This window comes from Streptosporangium sp. NPDC004631 (assembly GCF_053601935.1).
On the sequence record NZ_JBSGCR010000012.1, the window covers coordinates 129,826 to 150,432 of the forward strand.

Annotated in this window: 25 protein-coding genes; 13 read left to right on the forward strand and 12 right to left on the reverse strand. The window is 68.8% G+C overall.

The features are described 5' to 3' along the window. The first annotated feature begins 69 nt into the window (after positions 1-69). From ACWEF2_RS15020 to ACWEF2_RS15045, 6 genes are all read left to right on the forward strand, one after another. The gene (locus ACWEF2_RS15020) at positions 70-540 is read left to right on the forward strand and encodes a hypothetical protein (protein WP_453815470.1); all 471 of its coding nucleotides are present in this window, start codon (positions 70-72) and stop codon (positions 538-540) included. Continuing rightward, positions 537-893: a hypothetical protein gene (locus ACWEF2_RS15025; protein ID WP_453815472.1), complete on the forward strand. Its 357-nt coding sequence runs from the start codon at positions 537-539 to the stop codon at positions 891-893. Before ACWEF2_RS15020 ends, ACWEF2_RS15025 begins: the two co-directional genes overlap by 4 nt. A gap of 324 nt (positions 894-1,217) precedes the next feature. Then, the gene (locus ACWEF2_RS15030; protein ID WP_453815474.1) at positions 1,218-1,574 is read left to right on the forward strand and encodes a type II toxin-antitoxin system RelE/ParE family toxin; all 357 of its coding nucleotides are present in this window, start codon (positions 1,218-1,220) and stop codon (positions 1,572-1,574) included. After that, positions 1,571-1,870, forward strand: coding sequence for a helix-turn-helix domain-containing protein (locus tag ACWEF2_RS15035; RefSeq protein ID WP_453815476.1), 300 nt, complete (start codon positions 1,571-1,573; stop codon positions 1,868-1,870). Before ACWEF2_RS15030 ends, ACWEF2_RS15035 begins: the two co-directional genes overlap by 4 nt. A 646-nt stretch (positions 1,871-2,516) precedes the next feature. Next, complete coding sequence (locus ACWEF2_RS15040; RefSeq protein ID WP_453815478.1) at positions 2,517-3,482, forward strand: Fic family protein; 966 nt, start codon at positions 2,517-2,519, stop codon at positions 3,480-3,482. A gap of 225 nt (positions 3,483-3,707) precedes the next feature. Next, positions 3,708-4,856 carry a Fic family protein gene (locus ACWEF2_RS15045; protein ID WP_453815480.1) on the forward strand — a complete coding sequence of 383 codons (1,149 nt, stop codon included), beginning with the start codon at positions 3,708-3,710 and terminating at the stop codon, positions 4,854-4,856. A 191-nt stretch (positions 4,857-5,047) separates the two neighbouring features. Here ACWEF2_RS15045 and ACWEF2_RS15050 read toward each other — a convergent pair whose 3' ends face one another. The 3 genes from ACWEF2_RS15050 to ACWEF2_RS15060 form a co-directional block, all read right to left on the reverse strand. Next, the gene (locus ACWEF2_RS15050; RefSeq protein WP_453815482.1) at positions 5,048-5,236 is read right to left on the reverse strand and encodes a hypothetical protein; all 189 of its coding nucleotides are present in this window, start codon (positions 5,234-5,236) and stop codon (positions 5,048-5,050) included. Positions 5,237-5,496: 260 nt separating this feature from the next. Continuing rightward, a complete protein-coding gene (locus ACWEF2_RS15055) occupies positions 5,497-5,925 on the reverse strand; it encodes a hypothetical protein (protein ID WP_453815484.1) in 429 nt (142 codons plus the stop codon). Continuing rightward, on the reverse strand, positions 5,922-6,149 hold the full coding sequence (locus ACWEF2_RS15060) for a hypothetical protein (protein WP_453815486.1): 228 nt from the start codon (positions 6,147-6,149) through the stop codon (positions 5,922-5,924). The genes ACWEF2_RS15055 and ACWEF2_RS15060 overlap by 4 nt, the downstream gene beginning before the upstream one ends. A 296-nt stretch (positions 6,150-6,445) precedes the next feature. On the opposite strand from ACWEF2_RS15060, the gene ACWEF2_RS15065 reads away from it, so the two are divergent. The 5 genes from ACWEF2_RS15065 to ACWEF2_RS15085 all read left to right on the forward strand — a co-directional run bounded on the left by ACWEF2_RS15065 (position 6,446) and on the right by ACWEF2_RS15085 (position 10,515). Beyond that, on the forward strand, positions 6,446-7,657 hold the full coding sequence (locus ACWEF2_RS15065; RefSeq protein WP_453815488.1) for a hypothetical protein: 1,212 nt from the start codon (positions 6,446-6,448) through the stop codon (positions 7,655-7,657). Positions 7,658-7,679: 22 nt separating this feature from the next. Continuing rightward, a complete protein-coding gene (locus tag ACWEF2_RS15070; RefSeq protein WP_453815490.1) occupies positions 7,680-7,988 on the forward strand; it encodes a 4a-hydroxytetrahydrobiopterin dehydratase in 309 nt (102 codons plus the stop codon). Between the two features lie 147 nt (positions 7,989-8,135). Beyond that, on the forward strand, positions 8,136-9,248 hold the full coding sequence (locus ACWEF2_RS15075) for a DUF2293 domain-containing protein (protein WP_453815605.1): 1,113 nt from the start codon (positions 8,136-8,138) through the stop codon (positions 9,246-9,248). Beyond that, complete coding sequence (locus ACWEF2_RS15080; RefSeq protein ID WP_453815492.1) at positions 9,199-9,603, forward strand: MmcQ/YjbR family DNA-binding protein; 405 nt, start codon at positions 9,199-9,201, stop codon at positions 9,601-9,603. Before ACWEF2_RS15075 ends, ACWEF2_RS15080 begins: the two co-directional genes overlap by 50 nt. A gap of 420 nt (positions 9,604-10,023) precedes the next feature. Next, a complete protein-coding gene (locus ACWEF2_RS15085; RefSeq protein ID WP_453815494.1) occupies positions 10,024-10,515 on the forward strand; it encodes a hypothetical protein in 492 nt (163 codons plus the stop codon). A gap of 64 nt (positions 10,516-10,579) precedes the next feature. Here the strand turns inward: ACWEF2_RS15085 and kynU are convergent, their stop codons facing one another. From kynU to ACWEF2_RS15130, 9 genes are all read right to left on the reverse strand, one after another. Beyond that, complete coding sequence (gene kynU, locus ACWEF2_RS15090) at positions 10,580-11,797, reverse strand: kynureninase (protein WP_453815496.1); 1,218 nt, start codon at positions 11,795-11,797, stop codon at positions 10,580-10,582. 124 nt (positions 11,798-11,921) lie between these two features. Next, positions 11,922-12,893: an amidohydrolase family protein gene (locus ACWEF2_RS15095; RefSeq protein ID WP_453815498.1), complete on the reverse strand. Its 972-nt coding sequence runs from the start codon at positions 12,891-12,893 to the stop codon at positions 11,922-11,924. 3 nt (positions 12,894-12,896) lie between these two features. Beyond that, positions 12,897-13,412 (reverse strand): 3-hydroxyanthranilate 3,4-dioxygenase, encoded by a 516-nt coding sequence (locus tag ACWEF2_RS15100; RefSeq protein WP_453815501.1) that lies wholly within the window; start codon positions 13,410-13,412, stop codon positions 12,897-12,899. Continuing rightward, positions 13,409-13,831 carry a RidA family protein gene (locus ACWEF2_RS15105; protein WP_453815503.1) on the reverse strand — a complete coding sequence of 141 codons (423 nt, stop codon included), beginning with the start codon at positions 13,829-13,831 and terminating at the stop codon, positions 13,409-13,411. The genes ACWEF2_RS15100 and ACWEF2_RS15105 overlap by 4 nt, the downstream gene beginning before the upstream one ends. Continuing rightward, on the reverse strand, positions 13,828-14,718 hold the full coding sequence (locus tag ACWEF2_RS15110; RefSeq protein ID WP_453815505.1) for a 2-keto-4-pentenoate hydratase: 891 nt from the start codon (positions 14,716-14,718) through the stop codon (positions 13,828-13,830). Before ACWEF2_RS15110 ends, ACWEF2_RS15105 begins: the two co-directional genes overlap by 4 nt. Continuing rightward, positions 14,715-15,728, reverse strand: a complete 1,014-nt coding sequence (gene dmpG, locus ACWEF2_RS15115; protein WP_453815507.1) for a 4-hydroxy-2-oxovalerate aldolase — start codon at positions 15,726-15,728, stop codon at positions 14,715-14,717. Before dmpG ends, ACWEF2_RS15110 begins: the two co-directional genes overlap by 4 nt. Further along, positions 15,725-16,630: an acetaldehyde dehydrogenase (acetylating) gene (locus ACWEF2_RS15120; RefSeq protein ID WP_453815509.1), complete on the reverse strand. Its 906-nt coding sequence runs from the start codon at positions 16,628-16,630 to the stop codon at positions 15,725-15,727. The genes dmpG and ACWEF2_RS15120 overlap by 4 nt, the downstream gene beginning before the upstream one ends. Before the next feature lie 126 nt (positions 16,631-16,756). After that, on the reverse strand, positions 16,757-17,554 hold the full coding sequence (locus ACWEF2_RS15125; protein WP_453815511.1) for a 2-keto-4-pentenoate hydratase: 798 nt from the start codon (positions 17,552-17,554) through the stop codon (positions 16,757-16,759). Next, positions 17,547-19,001 carry a 2-hydroxymuconic semialdehyde dehydrogenase gene (locus tag ACWEF2_RS15130; RefSeq protein WP_453815513.1) on the reverse strand — a complete coding sequence of 485 codons (1,455 nt, stop codon included), beginning with the start codon at positions 18,999-19,001 and terminating at the stop codon, positions 17,547-17,549. The genes ACWEF2_RS15125 and ACWEF2_RS15130 overlap by 8 nt, the downstream gene beginning before the upstream one ends. Positions 19,002-19,075: 74 nt before the next feature. Between ACWEF2_RS15130 and ACWEF2_RS15135 the strand changes: the two genes are divergently transcribed. Next, positions 19,076-19,834, forward strand: coding sequence for an IclR family transcriptional regulator (locus ACWEF2_RS15135; RefSeq protein ID WP_453815515.1), 759 nt, complete (start codon positions 19,076-19,078; stop codon positions 19,832-19,834). Positions 19,835-19,897: 63 nt separating this feature from the next. Continuing rightward, a complete protein-coding gene (locus ACWEF2_RS15140) occupies positions 19,898-20,596 on the forward strand; it encodes a dienelactone hydrolase family protein (RefSeq protein ID WP_453815517.1) in 699 nt (232 codons plus the stop codon). Positions 20,597-20,607 lie beyond the last annotated feature (11 nt).

Sequence of the window (20,607 nt, forward strand, 5' to 3'; positions counted from 1 at the left end):
CAGGCGATCGTGTGACGCTCCTTCCCTGGTTCACCAACTTCAGAATGTGTTCTGACTTACGATGGCAGAGTGAGCACCAGTAACGCCGACGCCGTCACCTTCTCGGACCTGTCGAGAAACCCCCGAGCCGTCGCCGAACGCGCCGCGCGCCTCGGTCGAGTACGCGTCACTCACCGTGATGCCCCGGACTTCTACCTGACCGCCGCTGACCGTGAGGATCAGCGCGGGCAGACACTGGCTACGGCATCCCGCCTGTTCCTCGCCCTCATCAAGCATGATCCGACCGCCCGCGCGCTGGTCATCGCCATGCCCGAGGTCTTCCCCTGGGTTCGCCACCTCACCTCCGACGAGCTGCGCGCCTTCACACTCGAACTGGTGGAGGCGCTCTCTGACGCCGCGGAACTGGATGTCGACCTCACCACACAGGAAGTCATCGCGGGCTGGCGAGCGACCGCTCGGATCAAGGCCGACCCCGCGCACTACACCCAGGCTCGCAAGGCCACAAGCGGCGACTACGGACCGGTAGAGGTTTCAGCATGAGTCCGAAGCGCGGTGACCGGGTCACGGTCCCGCCTCCGGATGACGAATGGGACATCCGGTTCGGTGCCGGCGACGCGGTCAAGGGGTGGGAGGAACTGTGCCGTCACGCCCTGGGCAACACACGCCGATGTTTCGAGGCGCTGCGCGTCGATCCCCGCTCACGAGCGGACCATGAGCGTCAACATCGCCTACGCGGTGACCTCGCGACTCATTGTCATAATGGCCAGGACCTGGAGCAATGGGAATTCGAGGTCACCAGCGGCGGGCGCGTCCGCTATGCCATTGATGACGCCACTCGCACTGTCTGGATCGTCTACGCCTCCCCCCGTCACCCGAAAGACACCGACACCTGAAGCCGGAGGCGGAGAGCCGATCAGATGATCCCCTGCTCGGGCCGCGGCAGCCTCCCGAACCCTGGTGGCCACCGCGGCATCGGGGGCACCAACGTCAAGCCAGGTGACCCATCCGGATGGGGCGCCTGCCAGACGGGCCTGGTCCCGACCGAGGAGTGGCTCCACAGCTCTCGCTGTACGGCTCGCGCTCAACTCCTGGGCGTGAGCCGTATTCGTTGATCGCCCGGTTCTACCGTCATCCTCACCGAAGGTGCCCTTCCGGCAGGCGACTGTGTTCAGTTGAAAGCGGAGCGCGATGGAGTCGCGACTCATAGCATCAACGCTATGAGCTGGGGTACCGTAGAACTGGAACCGGAAGTTCGGCAGTGGCTTGAAGGTCTGCCTGCGGCATCGTTCGCGAGGGCGGCTTTCTATGTTGAGCTGCTTGCGGCGGAAGGGCCTCTGCTGGGGGAGCCCTATACGAAGCAGCTTGACGGCAAGCTGCGTGAGCTCCGGTTTCATCTTGACGAGTTCGCTATGCGCATCACCTACTGGATTGCACCTCATCGTCGGATCGTGCTCTTGACCGTGTTTCACAAGACGCGGATGCGTGATGGCCATGAGGTTGAGCGGGCTCGGCGAGCCATGCGTCGCTGTGTCGAACTGGCGCACACCGTCGACGAGGAAGAAGAAACAGCATGAGCGAACAGCGGAGCTGGCGAGAGCTCAGAGATCGCCGGATGGCCGAGCCTGGCGCGGCTGAGGCTTATGAGGCCACACGTCTTGCCTACGAACTGGGTAAGACGGTCAGGGGGATGCGCGAGGGACGAGGCTGGAGTCAGAACGACCTGGCTCGTGCGGCGGGCATGACACAGTCGGCGGTGGCGCGGTTCGAGGCGGGCGGAACCATTCCCACGTTGCCGGTTCTGGAGCGTCTGGCGCGTGCCCTGGACGCGGATGTCGAGGTCCGACTGACGCCACGGGCTCCCGCTGCTTGAGCTGAGGCCCCAACGCCGTCAGGAAACCCATCGTCATGCTGCCGACACCTCGCGGGTTACTGCAGCGTTGGCGGCACCAACGTCAAGCTAGGTGACCCATCCGAGTGGGGCGCCTGCCAGACAGGCCTGGTCCCGACGGAGGAGTAGCGCCGAACTTCGCTTGTACGGTTCACGCCCAGCTTCTGGGCGTGAACCGTATCCGTCTGCGCAACTTCGTCGTCGCTCCTCCGTCGATCAAGGCGGGTCGGCGCCGATCACCTTCGAATGACCGGCATCGAACGCACTGTGGTAGGCGCCGGTGCAGTGCGGATGACCTTTCGGCTCGGTGCCCGACGGGGCTGAGGACCTTTTGTGAGCAGGGGGCGGGAGCGCTGGAACCTCCGGGCGATGGCCAGCCTACCCGGAGGGGATCTCGTTCGTTCGCTGGGTAAGGAGTCCATGTCGGGAGGATGACGCCGACCAGGGCGATCGAGGGCTCCGACGTCCTTCCCTCCTTGGCCGCGGCATCGGAAGAGTTGTTCGGTTCGCTTTTTTTGGCCGAAGCGAACAAGTCAGGTTGACTTTGTTCGGTATAGTTATATCGACTCAGCCGAACAAAATCATGGGGGCGTCGGTGTCGGGACCGGGCAGGCCATCCAGGGCGACTGTGTATCAGCGCCTCGACGAGGCCGTTCGAGAACTCCGTGACCGCTTGGGCGGGCTGCCTTCGCCTGCTGAGGCGGAGGACATCTGGTCTGACATCTGGCACCAGGAGGCGCACAACAGCACTGCGATCGAGGGCAACACGCTCGTGTTGCAAGAGGTGGAGAAGCTCCTTGAGGAGGGCCGGGCGGTAGGCGCGAAGCCGCTCAGGGACTACATGGAGGTGCGGGGGTACGGCGACGCTGCGAAGTGGGTGTACGGGCAGGCATTGGAGCCGGGAGACTGGCAGAACGGAGATCTCATCACGCTCCAGGAAGTTCGCCAGATCCACCACACCGCCATGTCGCTTGTGTGGGCTGTGGATCCCCATCCGCATGCCACCCCCGCCGAAGGCCCGGGGAACTTCCGGCAGCACGAGATCGCCAAGTTCCCAGGAGGTATGAAGCCGCTGCCATGGCCGGAAGTCGACTCCCAGATGCGGGACTGGGTAAAGGTCGTCGATGACCTTCGCGGCGAGTCCGAGGAACCCCTCCCCGAACGCTTGGCCCACGTTCATAACCGGTTCGAACAAATACATCCGTTCCTCGACGGCAACGGACGGACGGGCCGTTTGGTGCTCAACTTGATACTTTGCAGGACTGGATATCCACCAGCGATCATCTACAAGCGCGACCGCGACAAGTACCTTCAGGCGATGCGCCGAGCCGACAATGACGAGTTCGGCCCGTTGGGTGAACTCATCGCACGCAGCGTGACGACGAATCTGTACCGCTTCGTCATGCCGGCGGTGGCCGGACCGGTCAAGCTTGTCCCCCTACCTGCTCTCGCGACGCGCGACGTCACCGAGAACGCCCTCCGGGTAGCTGCCGCACGGGGACGACTTCGTGCGGTCAAGGGCGACGACGGCATGTGGCGTAGCAGCAAGAAGTGGGTGAACGACTACCTCAAGTCGAGGCATCGCAGGTCGTGATGTGTCTGCCGTGGATGAAAGGTGGCCTGAGCGGCAGGACCCACCAACAGCCTCCCTTCTCCCTCAATGATTACTGCGGCATCGGGGGCACCAACGTCAAGCTAGGTGACCCATCCAAGCATGCAGCTTTGGCAGGCTGCCTCGGGTTTCCGGTCTCCTGTCATCTATACCTGGGAGGAGACGAGCAGAGTTGACTTGATGACACAATAATGATGTCATCGAGTCATGTTATACCGTACGCCGAAGCTGGACGAAGCCGATCATCGGGCACTCGAAGAGATCGAGAGGATGCGGTACGACCTGCGCATGCATGTTCGTCCGCAGACCCGCTGGACCAAGCAGTTGCGTAGAAGTCTCACCGCTAGGGCCATCGTCGGTTCCAACACGATCGAGGGTTACGCAGCCTCTGTTGATGATGTCGAGGCGCTCATGGCAGGGGAAGAACCGCTGGAATCCAGCGAGAGCACTCGCAAGGAGTTGGAGGGCTACCAGCGGACCATGACCTACATCCAGGGCCTGTCCGATGCCGGTGATGAGTTTGCCTATGATCTGGGCCTGCTGAACGGCCTCCACTTCATGATCCAGGAACACCACCCGGACAAGCGCCCAGGCCGGCTTCGCCAAGGCCCGGTCTACGTCACCAGTCCTGATGATCCTGCCGTCGCCGCCTACACCGGGCCGGATCCCGAGTCGGTCCCAGCTCTTATGGGCGAACTGGTCGCATGGCTCAACGAAGGAGACCTCGATGCTCCGGTGCACGTTCGTGCCTCGATGGCGCATCTGAACCTGGTGAAGATCCACCCATGGGCCGACGGCAACGGCCGCATGTCGCGAGCACTGTCCACCCTGGTGTTCGCACGAGAGGCACTGATGCCCGCGGAGTTCTCCTCAATCGAGGAGTGGCTCGGCAGGGGGCAGAACACCTACGCCTACTACCAGGTCCTGGGTGAGGTCGGCGGTCCTGAGTGGAGCCCCGAACGGGACACGCACCCGTGGATCAAGTTCTGTCTGCGGGCTCACCACATTCAGGCTCAACAGGCGAAACGCCGTGTCGATCTGCTGAGCCGCGCATGGGTGGAACTGTCGGCCGTAACCGCGGTTGCCGGGCTCGACGAGCGAACAGTGTTCGCGCTTCTGCCCGCCTTCTGGGGTTCGCGCGTGCGGCGTACCGTCTACCAGCAGGACGCCGAGTTGAGCACCCAGCAGGCCATCAGGGATATCCGGGAACTTTGCCGGTTGGGATGGTTAGCCCCTCAGGGACAGGCGAGAGGGCGCTACTACGTGGCAGGCCCGGCCATGCAACCGATCCTTGCCGCCGTACAGCAATCCACACAGCCCTACATGGATCCATATCGGGATCGTGAGGCGTCTTGATCTGCCCCTGGAAGGGAAGTCCCCAGCCTTTCGCTCCGGCGGGCTCCGAGGCCTCCTGCCTCAACAGCTACTGCGGCCTCGGGGGAACCGGGGTCGTCTGCCCGGTGTGAGGTGCCCAGAGGTCGCCGGGCAGGTCGTCCTCCGGGTTGCGCCACCGCATCCGCCCTGGACGTACGTCTCACAGCGCCGGATCACGTCCCGCAGCGCCGCCAGCACGCACGGCCCGTCCGCGATCCGCTCGGCCTTCCCCTGTCGTCGACGAGGGCCTCGTGCCAGTCCTTGCGTACGACGCCGTCCATCGGCACCGTGTCGGCCTCGCCGTGAAAGCGGCTTTTGCCGTCGACCTCGGCGTACTGCTCCAGCAGCTTCATCGCGTCCATCACCGGCCGGTATGCGGTGTTGTTGCACGTGAAACCCGGAGTCTGTACGGCCCGGCCCCCTCAAGCCGGGCCGTACGACGGGCCCCCTGGGATGTGACGCCGCCGCACCGGCTCATGGGGGGGAAGATCAGGCGCACGGTGTGCACCGGCCTGACCTGGAGGGCCCGTCTCCTGACCGGTTTCCCGGCCAGGCTTTCAGCGGATGAGCACGGGAGTGTCCGGCGGGCTCCGACGAGGGTCTGCTGTTACTCGCGGGTTGGTCATGCGGCTCTCCGGTGGGGACGCCGGAGGTGGTGCGGCGCGGCGGCGGATGCCGGGGAAGGAGCGCCGCCGCGCCTGCTCTGGGGCACCGGGAGTGCCGGGAGCGCCGGAGATATCGGGGCGGTGAGAGGGGTCTCCCGGCGGGTGGCCACGGCCATGACCGCCTCGTACATCCGAGCCTCCAGCTCCTCTGCGGTGGCGGCGTCGACCATCAGCGGCTCGGACGTCGCCCAGGCGGCCAGGGCGTAGAAGCGGCGACTGCCCACGCCGTACAGCACGGTCCAGCTCGGCCACGCCTGCGCCAGCCGTTCGGCCTGGGCTCGGGCCGGGCCGTCCCACAACCGGCGATGCACCGTCGTGGGGCGGGCCTGCCCGGCGCGGTGACGGCCGGAGGTGTGGGAGTCGCGAGGGTCGCGGCGCCACATCATGACGTCACCGCCTCGGCCGCCTCCTCCTGGCGGGCGGCCTCGGCCCGGAGGCCGTCGAAGGTGTCGGCGTCCACCGTGCGGTAGGCGTCGGTACGGTTCAGCTGCTCGGTGGTGAAGGGCCGCACGCGGCTGGCCCAGTAGCGTCCGGCGTCGCTGCGGACCACCCGCCAACCGGGGATCATCGACGTCGCGGACTCGGGCATCGCGGATCTACCATCGTGCATGGATCGGACCTCCAATGTCCGGTCGAGGACCCGCCCGGTCGTCGCAAGCGCCGGGCGGGTCCGCTTTCATTCGGGGATTCGACGACGCGACGTCTGGTGAGCCGCGCCACCTCGCCAGTTCGGGGCGAGGCTGTCCGAAGGGCTTTGCGATCTGTCAGGGCACCGCCGCTCTCCGTGTCTTTCGGTCACACTGTTAGTGAAGTCGTGCGCACTCCGTAGCGGGAGGCGGAGAATGGCGGAGAACCACCCGGAGACTTGAAGTCTCCGGGCACCCTGGCCAGGCGATTGGTGCAGCGATGACCCGACAACAGCGTCCGCCGTGGGCAATGCGGTTGCAGGCTCAGCGCGAGGCGCGCCACTGGAACAAATGTGAAATGGCACGCCAGCTCATCCGCGCCGCCGGCCACGACCACGGGTCCGTCGAATCCCTGGCGCGGCAGATTCGTGACTGGGAGAGAGGTAAGCACTTTCCTCGCGACTGGACCATCGCCTACGCCACAGCTTTCGGCATTCCCAAGGACGAGCTCTTCGGTACGGCCAAGCCGAAGTGCCGTGACATTCTGGAGACGGGTCTGACTACGATCGACCTCATTCCCTACCCGCCTCACCAGGGCCCTGTAGCTCCGGAGCTCGTCATGTACTTTCTCGAACAGCTTCCCGGCCACTACAGAGCTGACATGTGGCTCGGTCCTCGCCATCTCATTCCAACCGTCACGACCCAGGCGAAGCTCATCAAGGAACTCGCCCATGCGGCCGACACGCCGGTGCGTCGTGGCCTACTGGGCGCTGGTGTCGCATACGCGGCACTGCTCGGCTGGCTGTACCAGGACGCTGGTGACCTCAACCGGTCCGGGTTCTGGCGGGCACTGACCCTGGACATGGCTCATCGGTCTCAGGATCCGCAGCTCATCAGCTACGCCCTCACCAACAAAGCGATGCTCGCGATCGATGTGGGCGAGGGGCGCACCGTTGTCGACTACGCAGAGGCTGCCTCGAACGACAAGGGCAAGCTGTGCCCGAAAGTTCGAATACTTGCGCTGGTCCACCAAGCGCACGGCAACTCGATGCTGCCGGTCAAGAACAAGGACCTGGTGGACCGGTTGCTGGACCAGGCGGCCGAGCTTGTGGATCAGGTCGACGACGAACACCCCTGGGGCAACGCCTGCCGCCGTACCCCCGGATATATCGATGTCCAGCGAGCGACCGCCTATCTCCGGCTGGGCGCCTACCGGGAGGCGGTCGCGCTCTGGGACCGGATTCTCGGCACGGTGCCGGAGGCGGCACGGCGCGACAACGGAGTGTTCTGGGCGCGCCAGGCCGGTGCTCTTGCCTCGATCCCCGAACCGGAACGGGTTGTCCAGATCGCGTCAGCCACGGCGGCGATCGTCGAGGGCACCGGGTCGGCGAGGCTGCGTCAGGAGCTCCGAGCCATTCCCCGCCGCGCGACTGCCTGGGCGGGTACTGCGCCCGGCCGGGAGTTGAATGAGATCCTCTCTCAATTCGTCTGACCCCATTGATATGGAGGTGCCGATGACCCCTCAGCCGCTGTCCGAGGAACAGATCGTGGCCCATCTGGCCGGGCTACCGGGATGGGAGCGCGAGGGTCAGGCCATTACCCGGACATTCGCCCACTCATACCACGAGTGTGTGCACATGGCGATGTACGTCGCGGCCAAGGCCCGTGAGATCGGCCACCATCCTGACATTCACATCACCTGGCAGCGGATCCGCTTCGCGATCACCACTCACGACGCCGGAAACCGCCTCACGGCCAAGGATTTCGAACTCGCGCGCCACATTGACACGATCGCCACCGGCCACGGTGCCGAAGCCGCCTGAACACGCGGCCGGATCAAAGGCTCCGTCCGGCCCGGTGCCAGCCTTTGGGCGCCGCGTGAGGCCCGTGATCGACCTGGCCGGGACGGAAGCGCGGAACGTCCCCCCCCTGAAGAGGCTCCGGTACGGCAGGCTGGCGGGGTGAGCAAAATGGAGCGGCGGATCGTGGAGGCGGCGGAGGCCGCGCTCGCGCAGCGTAAGTTCGTCACCGCACTCGACGTGCTGACCGGGGTCCGCTGGCTGCACGCCAGGCATGTGGACACCTGGCGGCAGGGCCGGGCCGCCACGCTGGAGGAGCTCGCGGCGGTGGACGGCGCCAAGATGGCCGCCGCGGTGGCCGTGCTCCGGGGCTGGGCTCTGGCCAAGGGGTTGACGCCGGGCGAGACCGCCTACGTCTCCGGCGGCCGGGACCGGGGGGAGCTGCGCTTCCTCACCGACGGGGACGACGGCGCCTTCCGGGTCCACTGGATCTCACCCGACATGAGCGAGGCGCGGCGGCGGCAGCTGGCCGAACGGCAGAGCAAGGCCCCCGACCTGGTGGCGGTGGAGCCGCAGCAGCCCTGGGAGTGCGCGGGCTGCGGCGACTCAGGCCCCTATCTGATCATGGAGAACGCCGGGCCGTACTGCCTGACCTGCGCGGACCTGGACCATCTGGTCTTCCTGCCGGCGGGCGACGCGGCGCTCAGCCGCCGCGCCAAGAAGGAGAGCGGGCTGGCCGCCGTGGTGGTCAGGTTCAACTCCCGGCGCAAACGTTATGAGCGGCTGGGCGTCCTGGTCGAGGAGACCGCGCTGGCGCTGGCCGAGGAGCGGTGCCTGGCCGACGAGGAGGTGCGGCTGCGCCGCAGGGAGCGTGACCGGGAACGGCGGGCCGGGGAGGATGTGGAGTTCCAGGCGGGGATGGCCCGGGAGATCGTCCGGCTGTTTCCCGGCTGCCCGCCCGAGCGGGCCGAGGAGATCGCCCGGCACGCCGGGCAGCGGGGCAGCGGCCGGGTGGGCCGTACCGCCGCGGCCAGGGGGTTCGGCACCGAGGCGATCACCCTGGCCGTGGTCGCCTCGGTGCGCCATCTCGACACCGACTACGATCGGCTGCTGATGTCGGGGGTGCCCAGGGCTGAGGCCAGGGACCGGATCCGGACGTCCGTCGACCGGGTGCTCGGCCGCTGGCGTGCCGTGACTGTCGGTGCCCCGGCGCACAATGGGCCTCGTGGAGAACGTGAACGCGGAGAGCCCGGGGAACGCGGGAAGCCCGGAGAAGTGGCATGAGGTCCGGCAGACGCTGCTTGAGTTCGCGCTGCGTCTGCCGGAGACGTACGAGGACCATCCGTGGGGCGAGACGGTGGTCAAGGTCAACAAGAAGATCTTCCTCTTCCTCGGTGTCGAGCAGCCGACGGAGAAGTGGAGCCCGAACGTCGGGGTCAAGCTGCCCCAGTCGAACGGCCACGCGCTGGCTCTGGAGGGGATCAGGCCCTCGGGATACGGGCTCGGCAAGGCGGGGTGGGTGACGATCCCACTGCTGGGCGAGCTCCCGGAGACGGAGGTGCTCCTCGACTGGGTCGAGGAGAGCTATCGGGCCGTCGCGCCCAAGAGGCTGGTCGCCCTGCTCGACGCTCCCGGCTAGCGCCGCGGTCCTCCGCACGGGCGGACCGGAGGCGGCTCGTCCCACGCCCCGCCGGCTCGCCGTCGAAGGACTGGTCGTCATCAACTTCGCATGGGCGGACCGGAGGCGGCTCATCCAGCGCGGCCGGCCACCGGCGCCGCTGTGACGTCGGAACCATCCGCCGAGGATTCCGGCCGAGCCGGGGGACTTTCAGGAACGAACCCTGCGAACACCGCTGAACGGGATGAACACCAATTCGGCGTGGCGTCCGCTCTTCTGCTGTGACGTAGTGCGCATACTAAGACGACTCCCCCCTGGACGCGGTGGGTTGATTGCGTACGGGTCACCTTCGCTCGCCAACCCTCCGACGTCATCTGCGTGCCCGTCGCCCGATGACGGCACGTCGCCAACGATCGGGCAGCCGCCCGGCAGGAGGAGTACATGCGTTTGCTTATGGGGTCGGGGGCGCTCGCCCTTCTCATTCTGGGGACGAGCGGTACCGCCGTGGCGGCCGCCCCCGACCCGGAAGACCCGCTGGCCGTGGCCGTCGAGCCGGTCAACGCCGGCAAGATCAAGAACGACCAGTTCTTCACCTCGCTCCGGATCTCCCCGGGACGCCCCCGCCAGGACAGTGACGTCCGGCTGATCGTGCGCTGTCCCAAGAAGGCGACCGACGCGGTCGTCTTCTCCAAGGTCCTCAACGACGCGGGTGTGAGGCGGCACAGTACGGCGCTGGGCATCGGTCTCAACGAGGACAAGTACGGACACGACACCGAGGATGTCGGGTTCGACGCGCCACTGGGGCCCCGCCGGGTCTGGATGAAGTGCATAAAGATCGACGTGGACAAGGAGACCCGCAGCAGGAAGATCGAGGTGATCAGCCGGGCCAGGACCGCGGTTCTCGTGCGCAGATACAGCAAGTGGCAGCACTGACCTGACGCGGTCCGGTCCGCGGGGCGCAAGCCGGTACGGCAGGCGTCCCGCGGAACGCCTGCCGTCAGGTGACGGCCAGGCGCCGCCGGTAGCGCTCGTCGCGCCAGTGCTCCTTCTCCAGCACCTCCGCCAGGGTGACGGCCGCGTCGTGGACGTCGGCGAAGCCGATGTAGAGCGGGGCGAAGCCGAAGCGCAGGATGTCCGGTGCCCGGAAGTCGCCGTGGACGCCCCGGTCGGTCAGGGCACGCACGATCGGGTAGCCGTCGGGGTGGGAGAAACTGACCTGGCTGCCCCGGCGCTCCGGGTCGCGGGAGGAGACCAGGGTGAGGCCGTACGGCGCGCAGAGCTCCTCCACCAGGTCGATGAAGAGCGAGGTCAGCGCCACGCTCTTGGCCCGGACCTGGGTCATGTCCACCCGCTCCCACATGTCCAGCGCGGCGTTGAGCGGGGCGTAGGAGAGCACGTGCGGGGTGCTCACGGTGAAGCGCTGGATGCCCTCGGCCGGCCGGTAGCCGGGCTCGAAGGCGAACGGCGCCGCGTGGCTGTACCAGCCGGTCAGCAGTTGCTCGGCGTCGGCCTGGTGCCGGGGGTGGACGTAGACGAACGCGGGGGATCCGGGGCCGCCGTTGAGATACTTGTAGGTGCATCCGATCGCGAAGTCGGCCGCCGACATGTCCACCGGGAAGGCGCCCACGCTGTGGCAGAGGTCCCAGATCATCAGCGCGCCCGCCGCCTGGACCCGCGCGGTCACCTCGGCGGTGTCGTAGCGGTCCCCGGTCCGGTAGTCCACCTCCGACAGCAGCACGCACGCCACGTCGTCGGAGAGCGCGTCGTCGATGTCCCCGATGTCGCGGACCTGGTAGCCGCCCAGCGCCTTGACCAGGCCCTCGACCATGTAGCGGTCGGTCGGGAAGTTGGTCAGATCGGAGATGACCACCCGGCGTTCCGGGCGCAGGCTCAGGGCCGCCGAGACGGCCTTGACCACGGTGATCGAGGTGCTCTCCCCCACCGCGACCTGGCCGGGACCGACACCGATCAGCGGGGCCAGGCGGTCACCGACGGTCAGCGGCAGGTCGAACCAGCCGGAGTTCCAGCCGCCGACCAGCCGCCGCTCCCACTCCCGGACGACGTCCGCCGTCGCCGCCGCGGCGGTTCTGGGCGGCGCGCCGAGCGAGTTGCCGACCAGGTAGATCGTTCCGTCGGGGAGGACGAACTCGTTCCTGAAATGCTTGAGGGGATCGGCGTCGTCGAGGGCGACGCAGTCCGCACGGCTGAGGGTCACGAATCATCTCCGGGTTAGGGCCTTACCGACCTCTCCATCATCGGGCATCGGCGGAGGTCGGGACGTCAGAGGTTCCGGGACACGGAACCCGGAGCCGCCCCGCCGTACCGGACGGCGGCACGGGTCACCGGCCGAGGAATCGGGCGGCGTTCCCGCCGAGCAGCTTGGCGCGGGCGGTGTCGGAGAGGAACCCGGCGTTTCTGATCAGGGAGCCGACCGGCGACTCACCCAGCGGGTAGGGGAAGTCCGAGCCCAGCATGACCCGGTCCTCCCCCATGGTGTCCACCAGCAGCCGCAGCGCCCGCTCGTCGAACACGATCGAGTCCACGCTGAACCGCTCCAGGTAGGCCGAGGGCGGGAACTCCGAGGTCCCGACCACGTCGTTGCGGCGGTGCCAGGCGTTCTCGAAGCGGCCGAGCCAGAAGGCGAACGAGCCGCCGCCGTGCGCGAAGCAGACGCGCAGGTCGTCGGAGATCCGGTCGAAGACGCCGCCCAGGATCAGGGCGAGCACCGACAGGTGGGTCTCGGCGGGCATGCCGACCAGCCACTGGGCCATCCAGCGCTGCAGGCGGGGGCTCTCCGGCATGTCCCACGGGTGGACGAAGACGGGCGCGCCCACGGCCGCGCAGTGCTGGAGGAACTGGACGATCCCCTCGTCGTCGAGGTCGCGGTCCCCGACGTGGTTGCCGATCTCGACGCCCGCGTGCCCCGCCGCCAGGCACCGGTCCAGCTCGGCGCAGGCCAGGTCCGGGTCCTGGAGCGGCACCTGGCAGAACGGCACCAGCCGCTCGGACGCGCAGATCTCCAGGGCCAGGTCGTTGAAGATCCTGGCGACCCCGACCGCCTGCGCCGCCGGGCGCTGGTAGGAGAAGAACACCGGCGTCGGCGAGACGACCTGGACGTCCACCCCGTCGGCGTCCATCTGGTCGAGACGGACCGACGGGTTCCAGCAGTCGTCGGCGATCCGGCGGAACTCCCGGTCACCGAGCAGGATCATGGCCTCCCGCTCGGACTCCACCCGGAGCCTCGGCGCCTGCGCCCAGCCGAGGTCCGGCCAGCCCTTCGGGACGTAGTGGGTGTGGGCGTCGATGATCAATGGTTATCCCTTGCCCGGGTGGAACGCCCCGCAGTTGTCGCAGGTGCGGGCCTTCTCGTCGTCGTAGAAGGACTGGAAGATCGGCGGCAGGTCGGCCACGATGTCACGGACCTGGAGTTCCACCTCGTGGACCACCGCGTCGCACTCCTGGCAGTACCACCGGAACTTCTCCAGCACGCCCTCCCGCCTGATCCGCTCCACCAGGAATCCGACCGAGCCCTCCTCGGGGCGCTGCGGCGAGTGCGGCAGGTTCGGCGGGAGCAGCCACATCTCCCCCTCGCGGATATGGACGGTCTCCGGCCCCTCCGGGGTCATGACGTTGACGTGCATGTTGCCGCGGACCTGGTAGAAGAGCTCCTCGTACGGATCGACGTGGAAGTCGGTCCGCGCGTTCGGCCCGCCGACCACCATCACGATGAGGTCGTTGGAGTCCTCGAAGATGACCTTGTTGCCCACCGGGGGCTTGAGCAGATGGGCGTGCTCGTCGATCCACTTGGTGAAGTCGATGGGGGGTATCACTGGCGCTCCTCCGGTCTGTAGGCCACGGCCTGGATCTCGATGAGCAGGTGTGGGTGGGGCAGTTGGTGAACGGCGACGGTGGTCCTGGTCGGGCCCGTCTCGTCGAAGTACTCCGCGTAGACCGCGTTGTAGCCACCGAAGTCGTTCATGGTGACCAGGTAGGTGGTGACCTGTACGAGGTCGCTCAGCTCGGCCCCCGCCGCCCGAAGGATGTCGGCGATGTTCTCGATCACGGCCCGGGTCTGCTGGGCGATGTCGAGCTTGACCGTGCCGAACTCGTCGGCCTCGGCGCCGATGATCGTGTTGTCCGGCCGGCGGGAGCTGGTGCCGGACACGTAGATGAAGTCTCCGGCCCGCTTGACGTGCGGAAATCTCCCGCGCGGTGCGGCCTTGCCCGTGACGACGAGCCCCCCGGTCATGATGTCCTCCCCGATGTCCCCGCGGCGGCGCCCGTCCCGGCGCCCCCGGTCGTGCCTCCGCCGGTCTTCCCGGCCTTCCCCGCTTTCCCGGCGTCCCCCGCTCCCGCGGCGGTGTCCCCGCCGATGTCCCCGGCGGTGAACGAGACCGAGCCCAGATGCTGGATCTCCACCCGGACATGGGCCCCGGGGGTGAGCGGCTCGGCGGGCGTGGCGGCACCGGCGAGCAGGATCCACCCGGGCTCCAGAACCACCCCCACCTGTACGGCCAGCCGCGCGGCCTCCACCACGGCCCGGCGCGGATCGCCCAGGATCGCGGCGGTCGAGCCGACCTGGACGGGGCGGCCGTCGATCTCGAAGACGACGCCGAGGTTCCACCGGGCGGAATCGTAGGACCGCCATGGGCCGATCGCGTATCCGGCGGCCGAGGTGTTGTCGGCGATCACGTCCGGCAGCGAGAACCGGAAGTCCCGGTAGCGGGAGTCGATGATCTCGATGCCGGGGGCCACCGCCGCGACGGCGCCGGGCGCCAGGGCGTCGGCGACGCTCTCGACGCGGCGGCCGATCAGGTAGACGACCTCCGGCTCGACCCGGGGATGGATGTATCCCGAGACGTCGGCGTGTGAGCCGTCGAGCACGGCCGACGACTCCGGCACCCGGCCGAAGATCACGTCGTGCACGCCCATCTGACGGCGCTTGCCCTCGCTGGTGAGGCCCAGCTTCACCCCGGCCAGCCGGTCCCCCCGGTCCAGGCGGAGCCGGAGCAGCTCGTCCTGAACCCGGTAGGCGGCGGCCACGTCGTAGCCCGGCTCCGGCTCCGGCTGCGGCACCGCGCGGGCCGTACGCGCGGCCTCGTCGAGCACCGCGGCGAGGCGGCGAACGTCGGTCACGACCCCTCCTCCGCACGGAGGAGGTCCAGCGCGATGTCCACGATCATGTCCTCCTGGCCGCCGACCATCCGGCGGCGGCCCACCTCGGTCAGGATGGTCCGGGTGTCGACGCCGTAGCGCGCCGAGGCCGCCTCGGCGTGGCGCAGGAAGCTGGAGTAGACCCCGGCGTAGCCGAGCGTCAGAGTCTCCCTGTCCACCCGGACCGGACGGTCCTGCAGCGGCCGGACCAGGTCGTCGGCCGCGTCCATCAGGGCGTGCAGGTCGCAGCCGTGTTCCCAGCCCATCAGGTCGGCCACCGCGACGAACACCTCGATCGGGCAGTTGCCCGCGCCCGCGCCCATCCCGGCGAGGGAGGCGTCCACCCGGTAGGTGCCGTTCTCCACCGCCACGACCGAGTTGGCCACGCCCAGCCCCAGGTTGTGGTGGGCGTGGACGCCGATCTCCGTGCCCTCGTCGAGCACCGAGCGGTAGGCCCTGACCCGGTCCCGCATCCCGTCCATGGTCAGCCTGCCGCCGGAGTCGGTCACGTAGACGCAGTGCGCGCCGTACGACTCCATGAGCTTGGCCTGCCGCGCCAGTTCCCCGGCCGGGGCCATGTGGGACATCATCAGGAACCCGGCCACGTCCATGCCCAGCTCGCGGGCGGTGGCGATGTGCTGGGCCGAGATGTCGGCCTCGGTGCAGTGGGTGGCGATCCGGACCGAGCTCACGCCGAGCGCGTGGGCACGCCTGAGGTCGTGGATGGTGCCGATCCCGGGGAGCAGCAGGGTCGTCAGCCTCGCCCGCCGTACAGCCCCGGCGACCGCCTCGATCCACTCGTCGTCGGTGTGCGCGCCCGGGCCGTAGTTGAAGCTGCCCCCGGCGAGACCGTCACCGTGGGCGATCTCGATGGCCGCCACACCCGCGGCGTCCAGCGCCGCGGCGATCTGGGCGGCCTGGGCCGTGGTGTAGCGGTGCCGGATGGCGTGCATGCCGTCCCGCAACGTCACATCCTGGACGTAGAGTCTCACACGTTCACCTCCGCCAGCCGCTCGGCGGTGCGCAGCGCGGCCGAGGTCATGATGTCCAGGTTTCCCGCGTACGCGGGCAGATAGTGGGCGGCGCCCTCGACCTCCAGGAAGACGCTCACCTTGATCCCCCCGTTCCGCTCCCCGGTGGGCAGCGGCTCCCCCACCGGGATCCGGTCGAACTGCACGTCCTGCTTGAGCCGGTAACCGGGCACGTAGTCGCGGACCCTGTCCACCATGGACTGTACGGCCCGCGTCACCTCGGCCTCGTCGCACTCGTCGACGAGGCAGTAGACCGTGTCCCGCATGATCAACGGCGGCTCGGCCGGGTTGAGCACGATGATCGCCTTGCCCAGCGCGGCCCCGCCGACCTTCTCGATGGCCCGGGAGGTCGTCTCGGTGAACTCGTCGATGTTGGCGCGGGTGCCGGGGCCCGCGGACCTGGAGGCGATCGAGGCGACGATCTCGGCGTACCTGACGGGGGTCCGGGAGGCCACGGCCGCCACGATCGGGATCGTCGCCTGCCCGCCGCAGGTGACCATGTTGAGGTTCGGCTCGCCGAGGTGGGCGTCCAGGTTCACCGGGGGCACCACGTAGGGACCGACGGCGGCGGGGGTCAGGTCGATGACCCGCTTGCCGTGCGCCCGGAGCACCCGGTCGTTGTGCAGGTGCGCCTTGGCCGAGGTCGCGTCGAGGACGACGTCCACCTCGGCGAAGCCGGGCAGCGCCACCAGGCCCTCGACCCCCTCGTGGGTGGTCGCCACCCCGCGCCGCCGGGCGCGGGCGAGACCGTCGGAGTCGGGGTCGATGCCCGCCAGGGCGACGACCTCCACCCGCTTGGAGAGCAGGGCCTTGAACATCAGGTCGGTGCCGATGTTCCCGGAGCCGATAATGGCGATCTTCATCGGCCGTCCGCCGCTCCGCGCCCGCTCCGCGGGCGGATCCGTCCGTTCGCCGGCCACGCCGGCCTCGTTCACCTTCATGTGAGGACCGCCCCTACCAGGGTCATGAGAAGACCACCTTTGCCGAGGTCATGAGAAGACCGCCCTTACCGAGCCGACGCCGTCGATGTGGGCCTCGAAGACGTCACCGGGCTCGACGGGGACCATCGGCCCGAGCGCCCCGGTCAGCACGACGTCGCCGGCCAGCAGCGGGAAGTCCCTGCCGCCCAGCGCGTTGGCCAGCCAGACGGCGGCGTTGAGCGGATGGCCCAGGCAGGCCGCGCCCGCCCCGGTGGAGACCTCCCGGCCGCCCCGGTTCATGGTCATCCCGGCCAGGCGCAGGTCCAGGCCGCGCAGCTCGACCGGGGTGTTGCCGAGCACGAACGCCCCGCTGGAGGCGTTGTCGGCGACGGTGTCCAGCAGCGTGATGTCCCACCCGGCGATCCGGCTGTCCACGATCTCGATCGCCGGCAGCACGAAGTCGACCGCCCGGATGACGTCGGCCACCGTGAACGGCCCTCCCACCAGGTCCGCCTTGAGGACCAGGGCGATCTCCGCCTCGGCCTTGGGCTGCAGGAGGTCGCCGGCCGGGATGGGCAGGCCGTCGGGGTGGGCCATGTCCGCGAAGAGCATGCCGAAGTCCGGCTGGTCCACGCCGAGCTGGCGCTGGACCGCCGGGGAGGTCAGGCCGATCTTCCGCCCCACCAGCCGCCGCCCGTCGTGCAGCGCCCGCCTGGTGTTGATCTCCTGTACGGCGTAGCCGGTCTCGGCGGTCCCGAGCGGCAGCATCTCCCGCACCGGAGCGCAGGGCTTGCCGTCGCGCGCCGCCTCCAGCAGCCGGTCGGCCGCCTCGACGAGCGCGTCGGCCGTCTCGCTCCGCTCAGTCATGTTCCGGCTCCAGCCTGATCGTGATCGTGGTGGGTTCGGAGTAGAAGTCCAGCGAGTGGGTGCCGCCCTCCCTGCCGATGCCCGACAGCTTCACTCCGCCGAACGGGGTGCGCAGGTCCCTCAGATACCAGGTGTTCACCCAGACCAGGCCGGCCTGGAGCGACTGGGCGACCCGGTGGGCCCTGCTGAGCCGCGAGGTCCACACCGTCGCCGCCAGGCCGTACTCGCTGTCGTTGGCCAGCTCGACGGCCTCGGCCTCGGTGTCGAACGGGGTCACGTGGCAGATCGGCCCGAAGATCTCCTCCCGGTTCACCCTGGAGGTCCGCGGCAGCCCGGTCAGCACGGTCGGCTCGACGTAGTAACCGCCGTCCCTGTCGTCGCCGAAACTCGGCACGCCGCCCCCGGCCCGGATCTCCGCCCCCTCCTCGGCGGCCAGCCGGTAGTAGGAGAGCACCTTGTCCCGGTGCTCCGCGGAGATCATCGGCATCATCGTGGTGTCCTCGTCGGCGGGGCGGCCGAACCTCAGCTCCCCGGCCCGCTCGGCCAGCCGGGTGACGAACTCCTCGAAGACCGGCCGCTGCACGTAGAGCCGCTCGGTGCACAGGCAGACCTGGCCGCCGTTGGTGAAGACCGACCGGACGCTCCCCTCGACGGCCGCGTCCAGGTCGGCGTCGGCGAAGACCAGCCCGGCGTTCTTACCGCCCAGCTCGAACGAGACCGGCTTGACCCGGTCGGCCACGCTCTTCATGATCGTCGATCCGGTACGGCTCTCGCCGGTGAAGGTGACCGCGTCCACCCCCGGGTGCTCGACCAGGAACTGGCCGGTGGAGCCGCCGCCGAACCCGTGCACCACGTTGAGGACGCCCGGTGGCAGGCCGATCGCGGCGGCGATGTCCGCCAGCACGGCGACCGAGCCCGGCGTGTGCTCGGAGGGTTTGACCACGATGGTGTTGCCAGCGACGAGCGCGGGGCCGATCTTCCAGGTGGCCAGCAGGAACGGCAGGTTCCACGGCACGATCACCGCGACCACGCCGAGCGGCTTGCGCACGGTGTAGCTCAGCACGTCCGTCAGATGGAACGCGCTCTCCGGACGCTGGGCGGCGATCTCGGCGAAGGACCGGAAGTTGGCCGCGCCGCGCGGGATGTCGAGCGTCCGGGTCTGCGTGATCGACTTGCCGGTGTCCGCGATCTCCGCGGCCACCAGGTCCTCGAACCGCTCCTCGATCGCGTCGGCGAGCCGGCGCATCCAGCCGGCCCGCTCGGCCACCGGCAGCGCCGCCCAGCCCGGCAGGGCGGCGCGGGCCGCGTCGACCGCCCGGTCGACGACGGAACGGTCCGCCTCGTGGACCAGACGGACCGGCCGTCCGGTCACCGGATCGTGGACGGCGAACGTCGCCCCCTCGGCGGCCGGTACCCCACCGATGAAGTGGGTCACCTGGTCAGACAAGACTTCTCCTCGGAAAAGAACCCCCGCTGGGTCACTATCTACGGGTATAGAGGTCAAGACGATTGTGGGCAACAATGTGTTCCGTGACACGGAACCCCGATCGCCTCTCGATGCTGGAGAAATCCTGGCTTGTCCTGGACGCGTTCCGCCCCACGGGAGGCCCCCTCCGGCTGACCCAGGTCGCCGAGCGATGCCATCTGCCCAAGACCACCGCCTTCCGGCTCCTCGCCGAGCTCACCGAGATCGGCGCGATCACCCGCCGCGAGGACGGCTACTATCTCGGCCGCCGACTGTTCGAACTCGGTTCCATCGTGCCCCTGGAACGCGACCTGAGACACGCGGCGCTGCCCTTCATGCACGATCTCTACGAAGCCACCCACGAAACCGTGCATCTGGGCGTGCGCGACGGCCTGGACGTGGTCTACGTGGAGAAGATCCGTGGTCAGGAGGCGTTCGCCCTGCCCTCCCGGGTCGGCGGTCGCCTCCCGCTGTCCTGCACGGGGCTCGGCAAGGCCATGCTGGCCTACTCGGGGCCCGAGCTGATCGACGAGGTGCTCGGCCGCCCCCTGCGCCGGCTGACCCCCCACTCGATCGTGGACCCGCAGCGCCTTGAGGAGGCCATCGGCCAGATCCAGGCCTCGGGCCTGGCCTACGAGCGCGAGGAGGCCCAGCTGGGCGGCGCCTGCATCGCGGCCCCGGTCTTCGGCAACGGCGTCGCGGTCGGCGCCCTGTCGGTCTCCGTCCCCCTGGCCCGATTCCAGCCCACCCGCCTGGCCCCCGCGGTCAAGGCCGCGGCCCTGGGCATCTCCCGAGCTCTCACCCGGGGCATCTGACCCGGCGGGGTGGGTATGCGGTTCACTGTTCGTTCGACCCGGTCAGCCGGCAGGAGAGTTCCCATGAAAGCCCGTACCGAGACGGTCACCGTCGCCGACGGCTCGTTCGACCTGCACCTGTGGCTGCCCGAGAGCGGCGGCGGCCCGGTCGTGCTGCTGATTCAGGAGATCTTCGGCGTCGGGGCGTACATCAGGAGCGTCGCCGAGGACCTGGCGGGGCTCGGATACGTGGTCGGCGCGCCGGACCTGTTCTGGCGGATCCAGCCCAACTGGGTGTCCGGCCACGACGAGGACGGGGTGGCCTCGTCGATGAGGACCGCCGCCGCGTTCGACCTCCCCCAGGGGGTCGCCGACTCGGCCATGGCGCTGGCCCACCTGCGCGCGCTGCCCGAGGCGCGCGGCGGAGCCGGGGTGGTCGGGTTCTGCCTGGGCGGCTCGGTCGGCTACCTCCTGGCGGCCACCGTCGAGGCGGACGCGGTGCTGTCGTTCTACGGCTCCGCCGTCCCCGGGGCCACGGGCCTGATGGACGAGATCACCTGTCCGCTGCTGCTGGTGTTCGGCGGCTCGGACCCCTTCATCCCGCGCGATCAGGTCGCCCGGGTGGAGCAGGCCGCGGCCGGGCGGCCGAACGTGGAGGTGTACGTCGCCGAGCGGGCCGGGCACGCCTTCCTCAACCACGAGGCCCCGCAGTTCCACGACCCCCAGGCCGCGCCGGTCGCCTGGCGGCGGACCGTGGAGTTCCTCAGACAGCACGTCCGCTGAGCCCCCGCCGG

Bases quoted from the DNA above. Each gene is read 5' to 3' on its own strand.
- ACWEF2_RS15075 (WP_453815605.1), top strand. From the start codon at position 8,136: ATGGAGCGGCGGATCGTGGAGGCGGCGGAGGCCGCGCTCGCGCAGCGT.
- ACWEF2_RS15125 (WP_453815511.1), bottom strand. From the start codon at position 17,554: ATGACTGAGCGGAGCGAGACGGCCGACGCGCTCGTCGAGGCGGCCGAC.
- ACWEF2_RS15135 (WP_453815515.1), top strand. From the start codon at position 19,076: ATGTGTTCCGTGACACGGAACCCCGATCGCCTCTCGATGCTGGAGAAA.
- ACWEF2_RS15030 (WP_453815474.1), top strand. From the start codon at position 1,218: ATGAGCTGGGGTACCGTAGAACTGGAACCGGAAGTTCGGCAGTGGCTT.
- ACWEF2_RS15065 (WP_453815488.1), top strand. From the start codon at position 6,446: ATGACCCGACAACAGCGTCCGCCGTGGGCAATGCGGTTGCAGGCTCAG.
- ACWEF2_RS15140 (WP_453815517.1), top strand. From the start codon at position 19,898: ATGAAAGCCCGTACCGAGACGGTCACCGTCGCCGACGGCTCGTTCGAC.
- ACWEF2_RS15055 (WP_453815484.1), bottom strand. From the start codon at position 5,925: ATGATGTGGCGCCGCGACCCTCGCGACTCCCACACCTCCGGCCGTCAC.
- ACWEF2_RS15060 (WP_453815486.1), bottom strand. From the start codon at position 6,149: ATGCACGATGGTAGATCCGCGATGCCCGAGTCCGCGACGTCGATGATC.
- ACWEF2_RS15085 (WP_453815494.1), top strand. From the start codon at position 10,024: ATGCGTTTGCTTATGGGGTCGGGGGCGCTCGCCCTTCTCATTCTGGGG.
- ACWEF2_RS15025 (WP_453815472.1), top strand. From the start codon at position 537: ATGAGTCCGAAGCGCGGTGACCGGGTCACGGTCCCGCCTCCGGATGAC.
- ACWEF2_RS15045 (WP_453815480.1), top strand. From the start codon at position 3,708: ATGTTATACCGTACGCCGAAGCTGGACGAAGCCGATCATCGGGCACTC.
- ACWEF2_RS15120 (WP_453815509.1), bottom strand. From the start codon at position 16,630: ATGAAGATCGCCATTATCGGCTCCGGGAACATCGGCACCGACCTGATG.
- ACWEF2_RS15105 (WP_453815503.1), bottom strand. From the start codon at position 13,831: ATGACCGGGGGGCTCGTCGTCACGGGCAAGGCCGCACCGCGCGGGAGA.
- ACWEF2_RS15035 (WP_453815476.1), top strand. From the start codon at position 1,571: ATGAGCGAACAGCGGAGCTGGCGAGAGCTCAGAGATCGCCGGATGGCC.
- ACWEF2_RS15050 (WP_453815482.1), bottom strand. From the start codon at position 5,236: ATGGACGCGATGAAGCTGCTGGAGCAGTACGCCGAGGTCGACGGCAAA.
- ACWEF2_RS15070 (WP_453815490.1), top strand. From the start codon at position 7,680: ATGACCCCTCAGCCGCTGTCCGAGGAACAGATCGTGGCCCATCTGGCC.